Origin of the sequence: Nodosilinea sp. FACHB-131, assembly GCF_014695395.1 — a bacterium.
GTDB lineage: Bacteria > Cyanobacteriota > Cyanobacteriia > Phormidesmidales > Phormidesmidaceae > Nodosilinea.
Genome location: NZ_JACJOF010000010.1, coordinates 257,167 through 277,335, shown reverse-complemented (window position 1 = coordinate 277,335; position 20,169 = coordinate 257,167). Strand labels below are relative to the sequence as shown.

General features: G+C 56.0%; 24 protein-coding genes and 1 pseudogene. 11 read left to right on the top strand and 14 right to left on the bottom strand.

Translation table 11 applies throughout. The features are described from left to right. Nucleotides 1-113: pseudogene (locus tag H6F75_RS06550) on the bottom strand (photosystem II D2 protein (photosystem q(a) protein)); the annotation flags it as partial. A gap of 506 nt (nt 114-619) precedes the next feature. On the opposite strand from H6F75_RS06550, the gene H6F75_RS06545 reads away from it, so the two are divergent. The 3 genes from H6F75_RS06545 (at nt 620) to H6F75_RS06535 (ending at nt 3,195) form a co-directional block, all read left to right on the top strand. Beyond that, nucleotides 620-1,186 carry a photosystem I assembly protein Ycf4 gene (locus tag H6F75_RS06545; RefSeq protein ID WP_190750388.1) on the top strand — a complete coding sequence of 189 codons (567 nt, stop codon included), beginning with the start codon at nt 620-622 and terminating at the stop codon, nt 1,184-1,186. A gap of 94 nt (nt 1,187-1,280) precedes the next feature. Beyond that, nucleotides 1,281-2,024 (top strand): peptidylprolyl isomerase, encoded by a 744-nt coding sequence (locus H6F75_RS06540; protein ID WP_190750386.1) that lies wholly within the window; start codon nt 1,281-1,283, stop codon nt 2,022-2,024. Beyond that, entirely contained in the window at nt 2,017-3,195 is a 1,179-nt protein-coding gene (locus H6F75_RS06535; protein ID WP_277874238.1) for a beta-ketoacyl-ACP synthase, read from the top strand. Before H6F75_RS06540 ends, H6F75_RS06535 begins: the two co-directional genes overlap by 8 nt. An 87-nt stretch (nt 3,196-3,282) precedes the next feature. Here H6F75_RS06535 and H6F75_RS06530 read toward each other — a convergent pair whose 3' ends face one another. The 3 genes from H6F75_RS06530 to H6F75_RS06520 form a co-directional block, all read right to left on the bottom strand. Continuing rightward, on the bottom strand, nt 3,283-5,190 hold the full coding sequence (locus tag H6F75_RS06530; RefSeq protein ID WP_190750382.1) for a leucine-rich repeat domain-containing protein: 1,908 nt from the start codon (nt 5,188-5,190) through the stop codon (nt 3,283-3,285). Nucleotides 5,191-5,324: 134 nt separating this feature from the next. Next, complete coding sequence (locus H6F75_RS06525) at nt 5,325-5,567, bottom strand: hypothetical protein (RefSeq protein WP_190750380.1); 243 nt, start codon at nt 5,565-5,567, stop codon at nt 5,325-5,327. Nucleotides 5,568-5,653: 86 nt separating this feature from the next. Continuing rightward, a complete protein-coding gene (locus H6F75_RS06520; RefSeq protein ID WP_190750378.1) occupies nt 5,654-7,123 on the bottom strand; it encodes an aminotransferase class I/II-fold pyridoxal phosphate-dependent enzyme in 1,470 nt (489 codons plus the stop codon). Between the two features lie 144 nt (nt 7,124-7,267). On the opposite strand from H6F75_RS06520, the gene H6F75_RS06515 reads away from it, so the two are divergent. Continuing rightward, complete coding sequence (locus H6F75_RS06515; protein ID WP_190631525.1) at nt 7,268-7,555, top strand: DUF427 domain-containing protein; 288 nt, start codon at nt 7,268-7,270, stop codon at nt 7,553-7,555. A gap of 117 nt (nt 7,556-7,672) precedes the next feature. Here H6F75_RS06515 and ilvC read toward each other — a convergent pair whose 3' ends face one another. Next, on the bottom strand, nt 7,673-8,668 hold the full coding sequence (gene ilvC, locus H6F75_RS06510) for a ketol-acid reductoisomerase (RefSeq protein ID WP_190694940.1): 996 nt from the start codon (nt 8,666-8,668) through the stop codon (nt 7,673-7,675). 211 nt (nt 8,669-8,879) lie between these two features. Here ilvC and H6F75_RS06505 point away from each other — a divergent pair, with 211 nt between their 5' ends. Continuing rightward, nucleotides 8,880-9,596, top strand: a complete 717-nt coding sequence (locus tag H6F75_RS06505) for an SDR family oxidoreductase (RefSeq protein WP_190750376.1) — start codon at nt 8,880-8,882, stop codon at nt 9,594-9,596. A 13-nt stretch (nt 9,597-9,609) separates the two neighbouring features. Here the strand turns inward: H6F75_RS06505 and H6F75_RS06500 are convergent, their stop codons facing one another. Further along, the gene (locus H6F75_RS06500) at nt 9,610-9,858 is read right to left on the bottom strand and encodes a hypothetical protein (protein ID WP_190750374.1); all 249 of its coding nucleotides are present in this window, start codon (nt 9,856-9,858) and stop codon (nt 9,610-9,612) included. 213 nt (nt 9,859-10,071) lie between these two features. Between H6F75_RS06500 and H6F75_RS06495 the strand changes: the two genes are divergently transcribed. The 4 genes from H6F75_RS06495 to msrA all read left to right on the top strand — a co-directional run bounded on the left by H6F75_RS06495 (nt 10,072) and on the right by msrA (nt 12,467). After that, entirely contained in the window at nt 10,072-10,290 is a 219-nt protein-coding gene (locus H6F75_RS06495; protein ID WP_190750372.1) for a helix-turn-helix transcriptional regulator, read from the top strand. A gap of 92 nt (nt 10,291-10,382) precedes the next feature. Then, entirely contained in the window at nt 10,383-11,060 is a 678-nt protein-coding gene (locus H6F75_RS06490) for a hypothetical protein (RefSeq protein ID WP_190750370.1), read from the top strand. A gap of 8 nt (nt 11,061-11,068) precedes the next feature. Further along, complete coding sequence (locus H6F75_RS06485; protein ID WP_190750368.1) at nt 11,069-11,788, top strand: hypothetical protein; 720 nt, start codon at nt 11,069-11,071, stop codon at nt 11,786-11,788. Between the two features lie 223 nt (nt 11,789-12,011). Further along, nucleotides 12,012-12,467: a peptide-methionine (S)-S-oxide reductase MsrA gene (msrA, locus tag H6F75_RS06480; protein ID WP_190750367.1), complete on the top strand. Its 456-nt coding sequence runs from the start codon at nt 12,012-12,014 to the stop codon at nt 12,465-12,467. A 17-nt stretch (nt 12,468-12,484) separates the two neighbouring features. Here the strand turns inward: msrA and H6F75_RS06475 are convergent, their stop codons facing one another. The 5 genes from H6F75_RS06475 to H6F75_RS06455 all read right to left on the bottom strand — a co-directional run bounded on the left by H6F75_RS06475 (nt 12,485) and on the right by H6F75_RS06455 (nt 15,249). Continuing rightward, on the bottom strand, nt 12,485-12,889 hold the full coding sequence (locus tag H6F75_RS06475; protein ID WP_190750365.1) for a DUF2281 domain-containing protein: 405 nt from the start codon (nt 12,887-12,889) through the stop codon (nt 12,485-12,487). Further along, on the bottom strand, nt 12,886-13,242 hold the full coding sequence (locus H6F75_RS06470) for a DUF6883 domain-containing protein (RefSeq protein WP_190750363.1): 357 nt from the start codon (nt 13,240-13,242) through the stop codon (nt 12,886-12,888). The genes H6F75_RS06475 and H6F75_RS06470 overlap by 4 nt, the downstream gene beginning before the upstream one ends. A 9-nt stretch (nt 13,243-13,251) precedes the next feature. Beyond that, nucleotides 13,252-14,214, bottom strand: a complete 963-nt coding sequence (gene gshB, locus H6F75_RS06465) for a glutathione synthase (protein ID WP_190750361.1) — start codon at nt 14,212-14,214, stop codon at nt 13,252-13,254. Between the two features lie 75 nt (nt 14,215-14,289). After that, nucleotides 14,290-14,679: a RidA family protein gene (locus tag H6F75_RS06460; protein ID WP_190750359.1), complete on the bottom strand. Its 390-nt coding sequence runs from the start codon at nt 14,677-14,679 to the stop codon at nt 14,290-14,292. Between the two features lie 126 nt (nt 14,680-14,805). Then, nucleotides 14,806-15,249 (bottom strand): NUDIX hydrolase, encoded by a 444-nt coding sequence (locus H6F75_RS06455; protein ID WP_190750357.1) that lies wholly within the window; start codon nt 15,247-15,249, stop codon nt 14,806-14,808. A gap of 106 nt (nt 15,250-15,355) precedes the next feature. On the opposite strand from H6F75_RS06455, the gene malQ reads away from it, so the two are divergent. Next, nucleotides 15,356-16,867: a 4-alpha-glucanotransferase gene (gene malQ, locus H6F75_RS06450; RefSeq protein ID WP_190750355.1), complete on the top strand. Its 1,512-nt coding sequence runs from the start codon at nt 15,356-15,358 to the stop codon at nt 16,865-16,867. Between the two features lie 144 nt (nt 16,868-17,011). On the opposite strand, the gene H6F75_RS06445 is transcribed toward malQ, so the two are convergent. The 3 genes from H6F75_RS06445 to H6F75_RS06435 all read right to left on the bottom strand — a co-directional run bounded on the left by H6F75_RS06445 (nt 17,012) and on the right by H6F75_RS06435 (nt 19,200). Beyond that, nucleotides 17,012-17,410: a CBS domain-containing protein gene (locus tag H6F75_RS06445; protein WP_190750353.1), complete on the bottom strand. Its 399-nt coding sequence runs from the start codon at nt 17,408-17,410 to the stop codon at nt 17,012-17,014. A gap of 263 nt (nt 17,411-17,673) precedes the next feature. Further along, a complete protein-coding gene (locus tag H6F75_RS06440) occupies nt 17,674-18,222 on the bottom strand; it encodes a peptidoglycan-binding domain-containing protein (protein WP_190750348.1) in 549 nt (182 codons plus the stop codon). A gap of 6 nt (nt 18,223-18,228) precedes the next feature. Further along, the gene (locus tag H6F75_RS06435; protein ID WP_190750424.1) at nt 18,229-19,200 is read right to left on the bottom strand and encodes an AEC family transporter; all 972 of its coding nucleotides are present in this window, start codon (nt 19,198-19,200) and stop codon (nt 18,229-18,231) included. Between the two features lie 154 nt (nt 19,201-19,354). Between H6F75_RS06435 and H6F75_RS06430 the strand changes: the two genes are divergently transcribed. After that, nucleotides 19,355-20,149 (top strand): M15 family metallopeptidase, encoded by a 795-nt coding sequence (locus tag H6F75_RS06430; protein WP_242019742.1) that lies wholly within the window; start codon nt 19,355-19,357, stop codon nt 20,147-20,149. The last annotated feature ends 20 nt before the right edge of the window (nt 20,150-20,169 follow it).

Sequence of the window (20,169 nt, the reverse complement as noted above, 5' to 3'; positions counted from 1 at the left end):
AACAGCAGGATGCCCGACCACCCGATAAACACAAAGCGATCGCGCTTTAGCCAGTCGTCGAGGACGTCGAACCATCCTCGCTCCGCTTGCGCGCGTCCCATTGCTATGGTCATGTCAAATCCTCTTTATATGACATCCAATCCATAAGGTCGCAGCTCTGATGGATCCAGAATAGCCTGGCAGAGCATTACCTCAAAGCAGGGGTTAGTAACTACTAAGTATTCCAGATATTAGAGCCAGGGAGAATAATATTCCTGCTCCAATCACCGATACCTCTGCTTGAGTCGCACCAGCAGCCTCAGAAGACAAGCCTCTAGAGACCGGGTTTCTATTTATGATAGAGAGAGTTCTATTTTTTTACAATCTGACACGTAATTTCTCAGGCTGGCGGTGCCAGAGGCCTAGCTGCCTCAAGCCAATGTTAGTCGCAGGGGGCGACCGGTGTAGACCCAATGGGGTTTAGACTGGGCTGATTCAGTGTTTATATAGAGTAATAGCGGGTGATATACCCAGTCTGCTCAGTCTAATTTGAAGAAAACCGTAGCGTTAAAGCCGCCCCGTCTAGACTGTTGCTAAGGTTTTGTCGCTCTTCATCTATCACTATCGCTTGTTAAGATCTATGACTACCTCCCTGTCGTCTACTCAATCTCAAACCCTTCAGCGCACCGTGCTGGGGGCCCGTCGTCTGAGCAATATTTTTTGGGCCGTGGTGCTTACCCTAGGCGGGCTGGGGTTTGCCCTGGCTGGAGCTTCCAGCTACCTGAAACAAAACCTGCTGCCCTTCGCTGACCCGACTCAGCTGGTATTTATTCCCCAGGGCATTGCCATGGGCTTTTATGGGGTAGCGGCCCTGGGTCTAGCCACGTTTCTTTGGGTCGTCATCAGTTTGGACGTGGGCGGTGGTTTCAACAGCTTCGACAAGGCTAGCAATCGCCTACAAATTGTCCGCAAGGGATTTTGGGGCAAAAACCGCCGGATTGAAATTGAGCACCCCTTAGAAGATGTGACGGCCGTGCGGGTCGCGATTAAAGAAGGGCTCAACCCCAAGCGCAGCCTCTACCTGCGCATCAAGGGTCGTCCTGATATTCCGCTAACTCGGGTAGGTCAACCGATCCCCCTATCTGACTTGGAAAATCAGGGGGCAGAACTGGCGCGGTTTTTGCAGGTGCCGCTGGAGGGACTGTAGACCGTTTAAAGGTCTATGCTGAGCGGCAGGCCCCGGCTTGGAGCCCGTGCGATACCATGGGGGGTCGGTTGAACTATTAGGAATCGATGTATTGATGGCTCTCTCGACACGCCCGTTTACCCTAGCCCTGGCGGCCCTGCTGACCCTATGGCTGGGTGCTTGCGCCAGTTCCCCAAGCTTGGACTCGACCAGTGAGACCCCTACAGACCCCGGCCTGACCGAGTCAGTGGCGGTTGCCCCGACCGGGTTGCCCAGGCTGGAGGGGACGGCAACTGTGGAGATGGTGGTGAACGGTAGCCCCATTGTGATGGAGCTAGACGGTGCTAATGCCCCAGTCACCGCCGGCAACTTTGTGGATTTGGTGAACCGTGGTGTATACGATGGCCTAGTGTTTCACCGGGTAGTGCGTGATCCGCAGCCCTTCGTTGCTCAAGGCGGTGACCCCCAGAGCAAAGACCCTAGCGTGCCGGCTCAGCAGTTGGGTACGGGTAGCTTTGTCGACCCCGACACCCAAGCTCCCCGCTACGTTCCCTTAGAAATTAAGCCCGCTGGCGCAGCAGAGCCAATCTATAGCCAAACCCTTGAAGAAGCCGGCATCAGCGAGGCACCAGAACTGCCCCACACTCGGGGTGCTGTGGCCATGGCGCGATCGCAGGCGGTAGACTCGGCCTCGGCGCAGTTTTACATCACCCTGGCGGAGTTGCCCTTTTTAGACGGTAGCTACGCGGTGTTTGGCTACGTCACCAGCGGTATGGAGGTGGTGGATGCCATTCAGCAGGGCGATCGCATTGAGTCGGCACGGGTCACGGCTGGGCTGGAGAATCTGAAGACTGAGTAGGCAAGATACTAGGAATCAGGCCGTTGTTGTAACCGGCATGGGGCTGGTCACAGCCCTAGGACCTACAGCGACGGCTACTTGGGAAGATCTTCTGGCTGGAAAATCAGGCATTCGGGTCAGACAGCCGTTTCCAGAACTGCCGCCTCGGCCTTTGGCTATGGTCGGCGATACGCCCACTGACCTTGAGAACTTGCTGGGGTTGGCGGTGGCGGAGGCGATCGCCGATGCTCAACTCACGATTCCCCTAGTCGACTGCGGCGTAGTGGTTGGTTCCAGCCGCAGCTTTCAGGGCCGTTGGGAACGGATGGCCCGCTCTGAGTCTTGGGTAGACAATCCCTGGCTGGCAGCGCTACCGCACATGGGGGCGATCGCCGTTGCCCGCCATCTCCAATCTCAAGGCCCGGTGCTGGCCCCGATGACAGCCTGTGCTACCGGGCTGACGGCGATTTTTCAGGGCTATGAGCTGGTGCTGCGGGGGCAGTGCGATCGCGTCATTGTCGGTGCTGCCGAAGCGCCCATAACGCCCCTCACCTTGACTGGTTTTGAGCAATTGGGAGCCCTCGCCACCACCGGCTGCTATCCTTTTGCCTCCCATCGAGAAGGATTGGTGCTGGGAGAAGGGGCGGCGGTGCTGGTGCTGGAGTCGGAGGCAGCATGGCGGGCGCGAGGTGGCCCCCAACCCTACGGCTGCATTTTAGGGGCAGGATTTAGTGCCGATGCTTACCACCGCACTGCTCCCGACCCTGAACTGGTGGGCAGCCGCCTAGCCTTAAGAAATTGTTTACAGCACAGCGGGGTAGAGCCTGTTCAGGTGGGCTATGTGCACGCCCATGGCACCGGCACTTGGCTGAATGATGAGCACGAAGTTAGTCTTCTAACCCAGGGATTTCCTGCTTTACCCTTGGCCAGTTCGACTAAGGGGGCGACAGGACATACCCTGGGGGCATCTGGAGCGATCGGGGCGGCGCTTTGCCTGCTGGCACTGCGTCATCAAGTGCTGCCGCCCAATACGGGGGTTCAGGGCGAGAGCATCTATCCCAAACTCGTGACCCGCCCCATTCCGGCTGATTTGGAGGTGGCTCTGTGCTTTAGCTTTGGCTTTGGGGGGCAGAACGGCGTGCTCGCGCTGGGGCTCGATCGCACCAGTGCTGTACTTGACAGCTTTACTTAAGAGTGGGAATTTTGCGTCGGGCCAATAACCATTTGCCCCTACACCGTTTAGCCCTGAGATAGGACGTGTTCGATGGGCTGCTTCTGCCTAAAATTCACAGGCGCTTTGGGGAACCACGGGGCAGTCTGCCTCCGTTACCGAGACACCACCGAGGGTAAGGCGCATCAGATTCGGTAGAGCGCCTAGCGGGCTCAGGTCGGTGACGGGGGTTTCGTTTAGATGCAGCACTTTTAGATTCAGCAGTGAAGCGAGCGGGCTGACATCTTGGACCTCGGTGTGGACCAGCATTAGCGTGTCTAGACTGGTTAGCTCAGAGAGGGGGCCAATGTCTTGGAGAGGGTTAAAACTAAGGGTCAACGTTTCGAGGGAGATGAGGGACGCTAGGGGGCTAACATCCTCAATGGTGTTGCTGGAGAGCCCTAGGGTAAGAAGGTTGCCCAAACTGGCCAAAGGCGTGAGATCTCGGATTCGGTTGTTGTTTAGGGAAAGGAAGCTTAGCTGCGATAGCGTAGCTAGGGGACTGAGGTCTTCAATTTGGTTAAAGCTGAGATCTAACTCAAAGAGATTGGGAAACTGGGCTAGAGGGCTGAGATCTTGAATTTGATTGCCCTGGAGGGTCAAGGTGCTGAGCTGGGGCAGAACCGGCAGGCGACGCAGATCGCTCAAGTCCGTAAAGCCAGCATGGAGACGGGTGAGATCCGTAAGCGTGGTGAGAGGGCCAAGATCGCTAACCAATGTAGCCTCGATGTCGAGATCGACCACGGGTAGATTGGCCAGGGGGGCCAGATCGCTGATGGGGTTGCGGCCCAGCCCAAGCTGAAACAGGTAGGGTTTGTTGGCCAAAGGGCTGAGATCGCTGACCCCGTTGCCGTCTAGATAAAGCTCAGACAGATCGGTCAGCGGTTGCAAGGGGGTGAGGTCGGTGACGTAGTTGTCGCCCTGGGGCTGGCGGTAATCGTCGACCCAGATGCGGTTTTCTAGGGAAAGGCGGGTGAGACGGGTGAGCGATCGCACCGCCGAGATATCGGTAATCTGGTTGGCATCAAGCTCCAAATCCAGCAGATTCTGAAGGTTGGCCAGCGGAGCCAGCTCGCTGATTTGATTGCCGCTCAGGCTAAGTAAGAATAGATTTTCTAGCGCACTCAGGGGTGTCAGATCAGCAAGGTTGTTGTGATCAAGCGTCAGGATTTGTAGATCGCTCAGGGTAGCTAGAGGCTGCACGTCCTGAATTTGGTTGTAGTTGAGATGTAGCTCGCTCAGGGATAGGGCCTGTAGCGGCCTGAGATTGCCGATTTGGTTGCGGCTCAGATCTAGCTCGTAGAGATTGGTGAGGGACTGGAGCGGGGTGAGATCGTCAATTTGGTTGTTGCTGAGAATCAGGGTCGAGAGCTGGCTGAGCCCCTGCAAGGGGCGCAAATCCTGGATGGTTTGGTTATCTCGTAAATTGAGGCGGGTGAGCTGGGTGAGTTGCGCCAGGGGAGCCAGGTCTGAAATTTGATTGGCGTAGAGATCGAGCTGAATGAGCTGGGTCAAGTCAGCCAGCTCACTGATGTCGCTGATTTGATTGCCGCCCAGGTTGATAACTTGCAGGGAGGGGTGCGATCGCAGGGCGCTAATATCTGAAATTTGATTGTCGCTGAGGCCTAGGTCAGTGAGCTGCGTCATCCCGGCTAGGGGTTGAATATCTGTGATCTGGTTGTTGTAGAGATAGAGCTGTTCCAGATGGGTGAGTGACGTCAGCGGACGCAGATCGCTGATATCGGCATACTCCAGGCTGAGCGTCGTGCTGCTAGCCAGCTGTTGATCAGCTTCAGCACAGTTGTCGGTGATTGTGTAGGCAAGCATGGCCTCAACCGTGTGCTGCGCCTCTGGAGCAAGGTTGTCGTAGTCGTTGCACCAGGCAGCAAAGCTGGTGTGAACGGTTTCGGCTTGGGCTAGGGCGGGCAGCACTATCCCCACCCAAAAAACCGGGGTCAACAGCGGCAATAAACGCATCGGCACAGCTTAAAAGAGGCGATCTAAACTGTCCCAATCTAGCCTTAAGGGCTGAGATCGGGCTTTAGTTGTCTAAAAAGACACAATCAGCGATCGCCAGCTGCCCCAATCTAGCCTTAAGTGAATTTTGGACTTTAAGCCAGGCTGTTGAAGAACTCTATCGCCATCTGGGGCAGATTGCTGACCTCAACCCACAGCTGCCTAGGGCTAATGCCAAACAGATATTGCAGCGCCACAACGATCGCGATCAGACCAATGAGGGGAACAAGTCCTACGCTCAAAATTCTGAGAAACAGCTGAGCAGCTAAAACGACGACCGCGATCGCCGCAATCAGCAGCACCAGTTGAGGATCAACGGAACTAAACACAGCATCCATGGGGGCAAGAAACGGTTAAGGAATAGAGCGAACAAAAACCCAAATCATCCTAACCTAGCGGTCGAGAGCGATGGTTGTTGGTGCTTTTAGGCCAGAACCCGGAACGCTTCTGGCGCATTGCCGCCGGTCACGTAGCCACCCTGTTGTTTGATGGCGATGAGATGGGCGATCGCTCCCTCATCGATCACTTCCCCCGCCACAATGGTAGGAATTCCTGGGGGATAGGCCGAAATTGTATCGGCACTGATGCGGCCAACGGCAGTCTCAGCTCCGACGATTTCTGTAGGGGCAAAAAACGCCTCGCGAGGCGACACCTGCGGCAGGGTAAACGAGGCCTCCGAACTCTCTAGAACGTTCGACTGAGCACAGGCAGCGACAGTGGAAGGCTGATCAGCACAGCTCTGGGCCAGCGCTCGAAAACCGGCAATACACCGCTGCCCATCCTCTTGCGTATTGCCGAGGCTAATAATCAAGGTTAGGTGCCGCAACTCCGGCAGTTCGACGGTGACACCCAGCTCTTCGTGCAGAATTTCGTCGGCCTCTAAACCCGTTAATCCTAAGCCCGATACATCTACTGTCAGCCGAGTTAGGTCCAACTCGCTAGCGCTAGAGAATGCTGTTACTGCCGGTTTGTCGATCACCCGCAAACCAGGAATCGTGCCTAATTCCAGTCGCATGTGCTGCGCCAGAGTAAGCGTGTTTGATAGAAGTGCTTTGCCCTCCGTCGCCATCTGGTGACGAGCCGCATCCAAGGAAGCCAGCAGCAGAGAATTGGGGCTGGTAGATTGGGTGAGCTGTAGGGCCGCTTGCAGGCGATCGCGATCGATGCGATCGCCCCTGGTATGCAGCATCGCTGCCTGGCTCAGTGCCCCCAGCACCTTGTGGGTGGACTGCACCACCAGGTCAGCGCCCAGCGCCAATGCCGGGGTGGGTAGGTCAGGGTGAAAGGCAAAGTGCGGCCCGTGAGCTTCGTCGATGAGTAGGGGAATGTTGTGATGGTGGGCGAGGGATGCGATCGCCCCTACATCCGAGCAAATGCCGTGGTAGGTGGGCGACACCAGCAGCACCGCGCGGGTATCGGGATGGTGGTTGAGGGTAGCGGCGATCGCCTCGGCCTTCACTCCCAGCACCAAGCCCAAGTCTGAACTGTATTCCGGAGTCACAAAAACCGGCATCGCCCCCGACAGCACCAGCCCCGCAATCACCGAGCGATGCGCGTTGCGTGGCACGATAATCTTGTCGCCAGAGCCACAGGCGGCAAGAATGGCCGCCTCAATGCCGCAGGTCGAACCATTGGCAAGAAAGTAAGTCTGCTCTGCTCTAAAAGCCTCGGCCGCCAGCTCCTGGGCTTCGAGAATCACGCCTTCTGGAGCAAACAAATTGTCCAGCTCCGGCAGTTCCGGCAGGTCCGCCGCCAGCGCTGTACCGAGCAATTCCCGCAGTCGAGAAGATGCTCCCTGCCCCCGCTTGTGCCCCGGCGCGTAAAACGCCGCGTGGGGTCGCTGACTGCTCGCCTGCAGCGCCGAGAGAATAGGAGTCTGCGATTGATCGAGCATGGCTGCGAAAAGAACGATGAGCCGAGTCGTGTAGCGTTTCTCGGTCCTGTTGAATACTTCCTATTCTGGTGGCAGGGGGATCTCCTCCTCCGCCACCCCCAAGGGATTCGTTATAGTTTTAGAGGAAAATTTGGAGAGTATCCCATGGCCAAAGTTACCTGGAATGGCGTTGTATTAGCTGAAAGCGACGCCTGCGAAGTTGTCGAAGGCAACCAATACTTTCCCCCCGACTCGCTAAATATGGACTACTTCAAGCCCATCAGCAAAACCACCGGCTGTCCTTGGAAAGGCACCGCCAGCTACTACGACATCGTTGTTGACAACAATGTGAATTCTGGAGCCGCCTGGTACTACGCCGAACCCAAGCCCGCCGCGAGCAACATCAAGGGCTACGTGGCGTTCTATAGCAATAAGGTGAAGGTAGAAGCCTAGGTGGATGTAGGTGAGTAAGTGAGTGGGTGTGTAGGCGAGAAAGACACAGCTAAAGTCTGCTTATTTCAGGCTCAACTACCCGCCTACCCACCTACTCAACTACCTGCCCACTCTTTTCTACGCTTTCTTCAGCCAGCTAAACATCGCCCGCAGATCCTTACCCACCTCTTCGATCGGGTGCTCGGCTTCGCGGCGACGCATGGCGGTGAACCCAGCGTTGCCTGACTGGCTCTCAAGCACAAACTCGCGGGCGAACTGGCCGGTCTGAATTTCCTTCAGCACCTTGCGCATTTCGGCGCGGGTTTCGTCGGTGATGATGCGGGGGCCACGGGTGTAGTCGCCGTACTCAGCGGTGTTGGAGATGCTGTCGCGCATTTTGGCCAGGCCGCCTTCCACAACGAGGTCGACAATTAGCTTCACTTCGTGGAGGCATTCAAAGTAGGCCAGCTCGGGCTGGTAGCCCGCATTCACCAGGGTTTCAAACCCGGCTTTGATCAGCTCGCTAAGGCCGCCGCAGAGCACCACTTGCTCACCAAACAGGTCGGTCTCGGTCTCTTCGCGGAAGGTGGTTTCGAGCACGCCAGCGCGGGTGCCGCCGATGCCCTTAGCGTAGGCCATGGCGCGATCGCGAGCCTGACCCGTGGCATCTTGATACACGGCAAACAGGCAGGGTACCCCTTGGCCCTCTTGATAGGTGCGGCGTACCAGGTGGCCGGGGCCTTTGGGGGCTACCATCACCACATCCACATCGGCGGGGGGCACGATCTGGCCAAAGTTGATGTTAAAGCCGTGGGCAAACAGCAGCACGTTGCCCGCCTCAAGATTGGGGGCGATCGCTTCTTTATAGATAGTGCGCTGCACTTCGTCGGGCAGCAAAATCATGATCCAGTCGGCGAGCTTAACGGCATCGGCGACGGGCTTGACGGTCAGACCTTCGGCCTCGGCCTTGGCGGTGGAGCGGCTGCCTTCGTAGAGACCCACAATGACGTTGACGCCGCTGTCTTTGAGGTTGAGGGCGTGAGCATGGCCCTGGGAGCCGTAGCCGATGATGGCCACGGTCTTGCCGTTGAGCAAATCTAAGTTGGCGTCACTGTCGTAATACATGCGGGCCATGGGATTCTCCTTGAAAGCGGCTGCGGTGTTTTCTGTGCAAGCTCTTGATTCTATCAAACTAAGGGGGCTAGCCAAAATCCCTCTGATTATGATCTGGCCTTCGGCGATCGCGCGCTCAGCCACCTCAAAGCAACGGCGGCAACCTGCCCGATCGGTAGAATAAAGGCATGCACCAAAATCGTGGTCACTGTCCTCCTTACGAGCACCGTTGATGGTTGAAGCAACCTCTCCCTCAACCCTTGTTGCCCTGGTTACTGGGGCTAACCGGGGCATTGGCCTAGAAGTTACCCGCCAGCTCGCCCAGGCGGGAATGACGGTGATTTTGGGCAGCCGCGACCCGGCTAAGGGAGAAGCTGCCGCCGCGCCGTTGATTGAGGCTGGTTTGGAGGTTTTGCCCCAGCCCTTGGATGTGACCGACCCAGCCAGCATTGCCCGCCTAGCCGAGTTCGTAGAGCAGCGGTTTGGCCGCCTCGATGTGCTGGTTAACAATGCAGGCATTCTTTACGACACGTGGCAGCAGGCCAGCAATGCTGACCTGGCGGTGGTGCAGGAGGCTTGGGATACAAACACCATCGGTCCCTGGCGCATGGCCCAGGCGTTTTTGCCTTTGCTCAGGCGCAGCTCGCGGGGTCGCATCGTCAATGTTTCTAGCGGGGCGGGGGCGTTGAGCAGCATGGGAGCAGGCACCCCGGCCTACAGCACCTCCAAAGCGGCCCTGAATGCGTTTACCCGACTGCTGGGCGCTGATCTACAGGGCACTGGCATTTTGGTGAATGCGGTATGCCCTGGCTGGGTCGCTACTGAGATGGGCGGCAGTGGTGGTCGCCCGGTGGCCGAGGGCGCAGCCAGCATTGTGTGGGCAGCGACTCTGCCCGACGATGGCCCTACGGGCGGGTTCTTTCGCGATGGTAAACCGCTGGATTGGTAGATTGCCCAGAGCGCTAGCGGCGAATCCATTTGGTGAGGATGCGCATGGGTTGGCCGGTGGTGGGGTCGAGCTGGGGTTTGCTCCAGGCGCGGGGCTCGGCGAAGCCGATGTTGTGGAGATGGGCGATGACGAGTTCCATGTTGGTGGCGGTGCCGATGAGCATGACGCGCACGGGTTCGCGCGGGTCGGCTGGTTCTGCGCTGGGTGGGTTGCTGGAGGGCGGCTGGCTATAGATTTCGCTGTTGGGGATGAATTCTGACATGGCGATCGGCTAATAAGTGTATGTGGAAGGGATCCAGCACCTAAGGTTTTGCAAAACCTTAGGTGCTTTCGCCGCAAGAAACTGCACGAAGGGTGCGAAACCCATCGCAGAATGCGACACTGTGAAATCGAGTCGCCTTGAAGAAAACTTCAACGCGATTAGAAAACTATACCGTTCTTTCTATACCGAACGGTAATTACTGAGCAGTATAGTATGTCTGGCCAAAGTCAGCAAGCCACGCTGATGGATTTGCGTACTCGTGCAGGTTTGACCCGCCGCGAAGTGGCAAATGCCCTAGGAATTACCGAAAAAACGGTCTATGTATGGGAAACCAGCGACAATCCGCCCAAAATGACGGTTTCTCAGGTTCAGAAGCTATTGGAGATTCTTAGCTGTACGTTGGATGAGTTAGCGATCGCTACAACCAAGTAGTTTTCATTAAGCTAAAAATAGAATTATTGGGTGTATCCGGCAATAAAGGAAGGCTACTGCTGCTGAAAAATAAAGATTCTGAAATCATTGTTATGACTGAATCAATAATTAAAGCGCATCCTGAGTTTGTATCCATCAGAGGAAGAATAGATCATGCAATCGCGGGATTGATATATATATCTGAGAGTGAAAAACAAGCTCTTCTAAAACGAATGGAGGATTTGGCAAAGTACAATATCAACATGGATGTACTCAAACTCTATGAGTCCCTACCGGATTATCCGGACTTTTTAGATTCTCATGAATTTAGTGACTTCAAGAGAAACGTGTATGCCAGTGAAAAACTTTTAGCTAGCCTTTCCCCTAAGGCCAATGAGCTTAGATATACCTGGCTAATAAAGCTTATTGAATCCGAGAAAAGGGTTGAGGATCTCTTACAGGAAGTGGAGCAAGAAATTAATTTACTAGAGGAGGCCCTTGAAGGACAAGAAAAAAAGGCGGAGGAGTCTGATTACGATTGGTATTCAGAACTTGAAATTTTGTATGAAAAACTATGTGGACTATCATTTAAAAATGAACATCTATGCAATAATAATATACGCCTATTCAACCTGCCGGAATTAGTAAGACTTGTTGACAGGCTGAAGTCGAGAGAGCGTTACGGGTGCTTTTTCATTACGCAGGGTACAACAATTTTCTTTGAAAAAAGTGAATTTCAGTTCAAAAAAATCGGTGTAAGACGACACTTGAAAACATCTTTGAATCCTTGATCTCAATATTGAAACAATTATCAAATATATTGACAAGCATTGAATCCGAAGAAAGGGATGTTTTAAGAGTAGAAATAGAGGTTGAAGACCTAAAAGAAGAAGTGGAGAAAGAAAGAATAAAATATCTTACTCTGTATGACAAAAATAAAGAAAACTATTATGGAGAATATGGATGGCTTAGGATTTTGGATATTCCCAAGAGCTTGCATGAAAATTATAAGATTTCGATAGAATCCTATAGGGTAAGGCTTAAAATAATTGAAAAAAGAAGAAAAAAGCTTGCCAGAACCCAATCTGTTGGCCTGGGATATTTATTTGACGGTATCATCGTATCTAAGCTGAACTGGGAACTGCTCGAAGGATGTACATTTGAAAAAATTTATGGGGATCTTGTTAAATACTATAGCCAGTTGTCTAAGTTGGATGAAATCGATTTTTCTCGGCTAGAGAAGATCGTCGAGTTGAATCCTTGTGAAGTCTATCTGGGAGCAAATACTTTCAAGGGCTTTATTTGCTTCCGATTTCATAAGACTAAAGTCGTCCTTTTGGAGAAGCCTGTATATGGAAATGCAACTTATCTGATTTCTAAAGACTGGGAATCCCTGTCACGATTTAGTAGATCTAGCCTCTTAACATTTTTCCCAGAAGTAGTTAGCCGATGTATACATAAAGATGCGGATGCTTGGTTCAACTGTGTAAAAGCAGGTTTAAGCTTAAAGAGTTTTTGATGCATTTGCAGATTTGCTCAGGTTGGTGAGAGAGCTACTCAACACAAGCACAGAAGTATTGAGTTCTGCTAGCGCGTCACCCAACTTGAACTTGAAACTGCAACCTAAGTGTTGCTGAAGATGAGATGGGCGATCGCCTCAGCCAGGAAGTTGTCGCGATCGCCAAATAAAATTAATTGCATGATGCATTCGGTTAATCAGATGGATGCGTTATACCGAAGTTATGACTCAAACTAGCGAACTCGCTACCTTTGGAGCCGGATGCTTCTGGGGGGTAGAAGCCGCCTTTCGCAAACTCGACGGCGTAATCGATACCTCCGTCGGCTACATGGGCGGCCACTTCGAGAACCCCTGCTACCTCGACGTGCTCTCGCGCATTACCGGCCACGCCGAAGTCTGTCAGGTGCAGTTCAACCCCGCCGAGATTTCCTACGACGCTCTGCTCAACACCTTTTGGCGCATCCACGACCCCACCAGCCTCAACCGCCAGGGGAGCGATCGCGGTGAGCAATACCGCTCCGTGATTTTTTACCACACCCCCGAGCAGAGCAAAGCCGCCCGCCAGGCCAAAATCAAACTGCAAGACTCAGGCCACTACCCCAAGCCCATCGTCACCCAAATCGAACCCGCTGGCGCCTACTGGCTCGCCTCAGAAGAACACCAGCGGTACTTTGGTTAGCCAAAGGGGCGGTTAGCCTAAGCGTCAGCCGGCAGTTGCCGTTGTCGTCGCTGTTGCAAAAACTCCGCAAAATCTAGCACCTCAGCCACCAGGTCGTCCGATAGCTCATCGGCCAGGACCCGCAGAGAGCTGCGATCGCCCATTACATCCCGCGCTGCCGCTAACAACGTTATTTGGTGAGGATAGACCCTCTCAACCCCAAGCGTTTCCATAAAAGCATTGGGGTCATCTTGAGTAGACGGAACAAAATCACCTTCATTGTTGTACTTGACCCATTGGCCAAATAGCTCAATTAAAAACGCTTCACCCTCATTAAAAACTTCGACAATTGCGCCCGTTGTACCTTCTGGGGCAACTCCACCCTCAGTCAGAGGCACCAAGTCTACGGTCTTGACACTATCAAAAATTTGGAACTGACTCATGGCAAGCCTCCGCCTCGATCGGGCACCGCCGTTACAAATCGAGCTACTGTCCTATCAAACTCGACAATCCAAACAGTGCGCACTCGTCTGGCCAGACCAGAAGGGCCATTGAGTGATAGGTACGCTCGATAAATTTTGCCATATTCATTTTGGCTTTGGTAAACCAGCGTCTCCAAGGTGACAACCGACAGTATGGCTGCACGAATTGCCGCTGGTGAACGAAAGCCCATCACAACAGTCCAAAATCTCTGTTTGTCGCCACCCAGGCCAGGCTTAGCCCCAGCACTAAACAGATATTCGGCTTTTTCTAAAGGAAATTCAAAGCCTTCGGGTGATGTATCTGAACTGGCCATGCCCGTCGTCTACCACCCCTGCTCGACCCAGGCGATCACCTGGTCGCCCAGGCGCACGTTATTAAGGCGATCGATTTCGCGAATGCCGGTGGGGCTGGTGACATTGACCTCGGTGAGGTAGCCGCCGATCACATCAATGCCCACAAAGTAGAGGCCGTCGCGAATTAGGGTAGGGGCGAGCTGGCGGCAGATGTCGAGTTCGCGATCGGTGATGTCTACCTGAGCCACCCGACCCCCCACCGCCATGTTGCCGCGAAACTCACTGCCCGTGGGGATGCGGTTCACCGCGCCGATGGGTTCGCCGTTGAGCAAAATGATTCGCTTGTCGCCGTCTTTGGCAGCGGGCAGGTAGGTCTGCACCATCACCGGCTCTTTGCCCTGCTGGGTGCTGATTTCAACCATAGAGTTGAGGTTGCGATCGCCCGCCTGCAAAAACAAAATTCCCTCCCCAGCCTTGCCCCCCAAGGGTTTGAGCACTGCCGAACCCCACCGCTCCACGGTCTCGCGAATCACCGCCTTGCTCTGGCTAACAATGGTTTCAGGAATCGCTTCAGTAAATTGCAGGGCATACATCTTTTCATTGGCGGCCCGCAGACCCTTAGGCGAATTAATCACGCGGGTTTTGGCCGGATCGATGTAGTCGAGAATGTAGGTGGCGTAGAGGTAGGGCACGGTAACGGGCGGGTCGGTGCGCATAAACACCGCATCCATCTCTTCCAGCGGCAGCTGTACCGCTGCGCCCACCTCAAACCAGGGGTTAGCCGCTGCCCAGAGCCCATCCACCAAGTCTACGGGGGTGAGCTTCACCGGCTGCATGAGCGCCAGAGCTTTGCCCGCCACTACGCTGAGGGCATTAGCCGCTGTAATCCACACCTCATGGCCGCGCTGCTGCGCCGCCTCCATGAGGGCAACGCTGGTGTCGTGGCCGGGATCGAGACGGTGGATGGGGTCGATAATGAAGGCAACTTTCACGGGGGATGCTCAATACTCCAAGTAGAGTTCTAGCATCCCACGCACTGATTAAGTACGAGGCAGCGCTGAGTAGGGCTACAGAACCGCAATGCAATCAATCTCGACATCGACATCCTTGGGCAGGCGCGCCACCTCAACACAGGCTCGCGCCGGGGCATGGTCACCGCCGAAATATTTAGCGTAAATCTCATTGACGGCCCCAAAGTCGCCCATGTCTTTGAGAAACACCGAAGTTTTCACCACGTTGTCAAAGCTGGCTCCAGCGGCGGTCAAAATCGCTTTCAAATTTGCGATTACCTGCTCGGTCTGAGCGACCACATCCCCCTCGCCCACCAGTTGCCCCGTAGCCGGGTCGAGAGCAATTTGGCCCGAGACAAAGAGCATTTGCCCACTCACGGCCACAGCCTGGTTGTAGGGACCAACGGGGGCAGGGGCGGCGGGGGTGTTGATGATGGTGCGCTGCATGGGGAGTAGGGGGTTAGGAGGGTGGATGGGTAGGAGGGTGGATGGGTAGGGGGTGGATGGGTAGGGGGTTAGGGCTGTATCTGTACTCCCCACCCATCCACCCATCCACCCATCCACTCCCTACTTCTATCGGTCGCTGCCAAAGCGGGGTCGCTGGCCGTAAAAGCGGTACTGCCAATAATCTCGCAAAATGCGATCGTGATCAAAGCAAAGATTTTGCGGCACCTCCCAGGGGGTGACGATCGCAGCGGTTTTGGCGTCGTCACCAGCAACGGGGTCGGCAGTGGCGGTAGCCAGAAACACAACGCTAAGGGTGTGCTGGCGGGGGTCGCGATCGGGGTCGGAGTAGACAGCGAGCTGTTCGATCAGGGTGATGGTGAGGCCGGTTTCTTCCTGGGCTTCGCGGCGGGCGGCGGTTTCAACGCTTTCGCCATAGTCGACAAAGCCGCCGGGCAGCGCCCAACCCAGAGGCTCGTGGTGGCGCTCAATTAGCACGATGGGGCGGTGGGGATGGTGCAGCAGCTCGATAATGATGTCAACTGTGGGGGTAGGGTTGCGATAGGTGGTCATAGGGGACTTTGTAGGAAATTTCCTGAAACAAAAATAACTCTTAGGACAGCCGACTCGTCTTGGTAGGCCATGTTAGAGTCCAACTGAAATTTAAGCCGAGCTAACTATGCCCTTTCCCAGAGCCAGCGGCATTTTGCTGCATCCTACGTCGCTGCCCGGTCGATTTGGCATTGGCGACCTTGGGCCTGAAGCCTATCGATTTGTAGATTTTTTGGCGTCGACTCGCCAACATCTCTGGCAGGTGCTGCCGCTGGGGCCGACCGGTCACGGCAACTCGCCCTATCTCTGCTACTCGGCGATGGCGGGCAACCCTATGCTGATCAGCCTCGAAGAGCTGTGCAACCGATCCCTACTCCACCCCGACGAACTGCACGAATTAGACCACTTTTCTCCCCACCAGATCGACTTTGACCGGGTGATTCCGATCAAGACGGAGCTGTTGAAACGGGCGGCCAGCCGATTTAATGAGGTGGCTTCCGATGAAGACCGAGCTGCCCTGGCTCAGTTCAGCGAAGAGTGCCACTTCTGGGTAGACGAGTTTGCCTTTTTTATGGCGGTTAAAAACGCCCACGGCGGCGCGAGCTGGACAGAATGGCCCAGCGACATTGCCCGGCGCGAACCCGAGGCGATGGCGGCCTGGCGGGAAAAATTAGCCGACGATATTTTTTCCCACAAGTTTTTGCAGTTTGAGTTTCATCGCCAGTGGCAGGCATTGCGGCAGTATGCCCGCGATCGCCAGATTCAAATCATTGGCGACATTCCCATCTACGTGGCCCACGACAGCGTCGACGTGTGGGCCTATCCCGAAAACTTCATGCTCGACGAAGAAACCCTGGCTCCGGCCCAGATGGCTGGGGTGCCGCCCGACTATTTCAGCGAGACTGGCCAGCTCTGGGGCAACCCCACCTACAACTGGGAGGCGCTGAAAAAAACCGGCTTTAACTGGTGGATTCAACGCATCAACGCGCTGCTGGGCTACGTCGATATTATTCGGGTTGACCACTTCCGGGGGTTGCAGGCTTTCTGGAGCGTGCCCGCCGGCGAAACCACTGCCATAAATGGCGAATGGGTCGAGGCCCTAGGTACGGAGCTGTTTGAAGCCGTGCGCCAAACCTTTGGCAAACTACCCGTCATGGCTGAGGATTTGGGGATGATTACCCCAGAGGTCGAGGCCCTGCGGGACGAGTTTGAGTTTCCGGGCATGAAAATTCTGCACTTCGCCTTTGGCGGCGGCAGCGATAACCCCTACCTGCCCTTCAACTATGTCGAGAACAGCGTGGTCTACACCGGCACCCACGACAACGACACCACGGTTGGTTGGTTTGAAAAAATGCCCGACCACGAACGCGATCGCCTCCAGCAGTACCTCGGCTGCATCAGCCCCGAGGGCATTCACTGGTCGCTGATTCGCCTGGCGCTGCTGTCGGTCTCGAACCAGGCAATTATTCCCCTGCAAGATGTGCTGGGCTACGGTAGCGACTGCCGTATGAACACCCCCGGCCTGTCTGATGGCAACTGGGGCTGGCGCTACGAGGCCAAGGTTCTCACAGATGAGGTGAGCGATCGCCTGCGATCGCTCACCGAACTATCTAATCGGGCCACTGCCTCGACGGATTAGCGCTAGGCACGGGTGAGGAGAGTGGGGCGTGAGGAGATGAGGACGGTAAGGAGAGTGAGAAGAGCCAAGGGCCTATTCAACCAATCTCTTCCTTATCTTCCCCATCCCCTCATCTTCCCTATCCTCCTTATCTTCCCCATTCCCCTACCGCCTCAACGCTGGCACCGACATGCCCCGCATAAAAATATCCGTCACCGAGATCACCCCTAGCAAACGCCCATCTTGAACCACGGGGGCGCGTTGCACGCTGGTGTCCGACAACACCTGGGAAGCTTCTTGAAGGGTGAGGTCAGGGGCCAAAGAAATGCAGGGCTGCCGCATAATGTCTTGGACCAGCACCTTTTCAGGGTTGTGGCCTCGGGCCACCACGGTATAGACAATATCGCGCTCGGTCACCATGCCAAAGGGCATGTCTTGGCTGCGATGCTCAACTAAGAGCGCTCGAATCTGTCGTTGCTGCATTAGGTTAATAGCATCGGCGACGGTGGCACCGCTGGCGATAGTGGTGACGTTAGGGGTCATGATGTCGGCCACGGTCAGCATAGGACTCTCCAGGAAACAATAGGGTGAGGGCTACAACCGCGCATCACAGAGACCTGCTCGCCACGGGCAGGCCCCTGTCTGAACCCATAAACCGGCTGATAAGTTCCGGCCTGAAAGATCAAAAATCTGGCTGCTGGGGAAGATCCCTCAGCGCTGCGATTCGGTTTGCAGCAATCTTTTACTATGGTGACCTCTGAAGCCGGGATCACGGGTTGTATTTGTAGCTTTTCTTTAGATTGCCGAGGTTTGGCGGTTACAGATTCTTAAAGTTTTGGCTTAAACGGCAGCGTCACCCGCTGCCGCCGTCCCCGCCGTCGGTGTAGGCAGGTTAGCGCGCCGCCAGCGATGGGCACTAGGGGCATCAAAGCAAGCCAAATGGCCGGGGGCGGTGGGGACGGTTGAGCCACCACCAGAGGGGTAAAGGTGAATAGATTGGCGGTGAGGAGCGGCGGCGGTAGGGTAGCCGCTCGTCGTGCTGTCTTTAGGGCGCGCCAGGTTTGCGGGCCGACGATGCCATCGACCACTAGGCCTTGCTGCGCTTGGAGCGATCGCACCGCCTCGGCGGTATCGGCACCGTAGTGGCCATCCACCACTCCGGCAAACAGCCCTAAATCCGCCAGCTCCGTCTGGAGCTGATTGACCAACGGGCCTCTGTCTTCGGGGCGCAGCAGAGCAGTCGTGTCGCTCTGCCGGACAGGCGAAACCGGTTGCGCTAGACCTGGGGCGAGGGGGGCGAGTCCTCCTAGGGCTAGCAGACCGGCTAGCAGCAGCCGGCGGCTGCGGTGCAGAGTTACGGTTCCTCGGGTGCTCATTGGTCGTCACTCCCCAGAAAATGCCCATAGCCAGAGGGGCAGGGTAAACAGCAAACTGGCCGAACTGAGCCCCACGCAGGTGACCGACAGATCGCGATCGAGGTCGTAGGCCTCAGCTAGCACTAGGTTAGAAAAGGCGCAGGGCATACCCGCTTGCAAAATCATCACCAGTCGAGGCGGGCCGTCTATGCCTAAGGCGGTGAGGCCCAACCCCACTGCCAGGGGCAGCACCAGCATCTTAATCGCCACGGCGATGGTGGCCCGATGCAGGGGCTGCCACGAGCTGAGCTGCTGAATGCGCAGACCCATCAGCATGAGCGACAGCACCACAATAGCCCAGGCAAACCGATAGAGGCCCAGGTCGAGCCAGGCGGGCAGGGCGATCGCCTTTAGCCCCAAGCCCAAACAAAAGGCCAAAATAATTGGATTTTGCACGATGGCCCGTAGCCGGGTTGACCATTGCCGCTGCCAGGACTGAGCCGGGTTAAGCCGCTGACCCCCCATCTCTGAGGCCAAAATCGCTCCTAGCCCGTAGGAGCCCAACAGGGTGCCCAGGGCATCGTAGAACAGCGCCCAGCCAAATACACCTACCCCTAGTTGGGGCAGCAGCAGCACCACAGGATAGCCAATGTAGCCGGTGTTGCCCAGCATGGCCGCCAGGGAAAAGCTGCCCTGGGTAGGCCGCGCCCAGGGCTTCTGGTCAGCGCGAATCCACAGGCGGCTGCACAGCAGCCCCAGCAAAATGGCAGCCCAGGCCACCACCGGAGCTAGATAGAGGTTGCCCGACAGATCGGCGCGGCGCATAAACCCCACAATGCTGAGGGGAATGCCCAGCCAAAACAGAAACCGCCCCAGGCGCAGGGGCACCTGCTGATACAGTCCCTGAGGCAAGTCTCGGTGGGGGGCAACGCGATAGAGCACGGTTCCTAAGGCGATGCCGGCGCAGATTCCTGCCCCGATCGGCCCATAGAGGTGCATCAATACCTCAAGTGGTGGCAAAACAGCCCTCCCATACTCTGCACTGAGATTGTGACAGGCGAGGCCAGATTTTGGTGTTGCCCCAGACGAGAAGTTGTAACCGCATTGCCGCCAAGGGCCATAATGGGTAGAGCTTTGCCGGAAGCGAATGCCCATGCCTCCTATCGACGATATTCCCCAAGCGGCCCGTGATGTTCCCCTCCATTCAACGGGTGCAGAGCAGCCCGCCTGGCTGCGGCGCACGCGTTCCCTGCGACGCTTTCTAGGTCTGGCCATACTGGCCTTAGCGGCGGGCGGGCTGGTGGCCTGGTACCAGACCAACGGGTTTTCTGCCGTCGAGTTTGCTCAGCCCTTTGAAACCATGGTCAACCGCTCCGCCGTTGAACCCGAGGGCGCCGAGCCGGCTACCAGCGATCGCGACGTTGCCGTGCAGCTGGCCCCCTCCAGCCGCACACTGCTCAATCACCGCGCCTACGATGAGGCCCCTGACGAGGAGCTGGTCACGCTAAATGCCAACGCCGATATTCGCCTGCGCTCCGCTGCGGCCAGCCAGTACGAGGCCATGGCCCAGGCCGCCAGTCGCGAAGGGGTGAGACTGGTGCCGCTGTCGGGCTTTCGTTCCCAGGCGGAGCAGGAGAAAATTTTCTTTAACCTCAAGGCCGATCGCGGCCAAGATGCCCAAACCCGCGCTGAGGTCAGTGCGCCGCCGGGCTATAGCGAGCACCACACGGGCTACGCCATCGACATCGGCGACGGCAATCGGGCGGGCACCAACCTCAACACAGACTTTGTCGATACCCGGGCCTACCAGTGGATGGAAACCAACGCTGTGCGCTACGGCTACGAGCTGTCCTTTCCTCCCGACAATTTTCAGGGAGTGGCCTTTGAGCCCTGGCACTGGCGGTTTGTGGGCGATCGCACCAGCCTGGAGACCTTCTACAGCAAATAGGTGAAGGGTTCTGCGCAGTT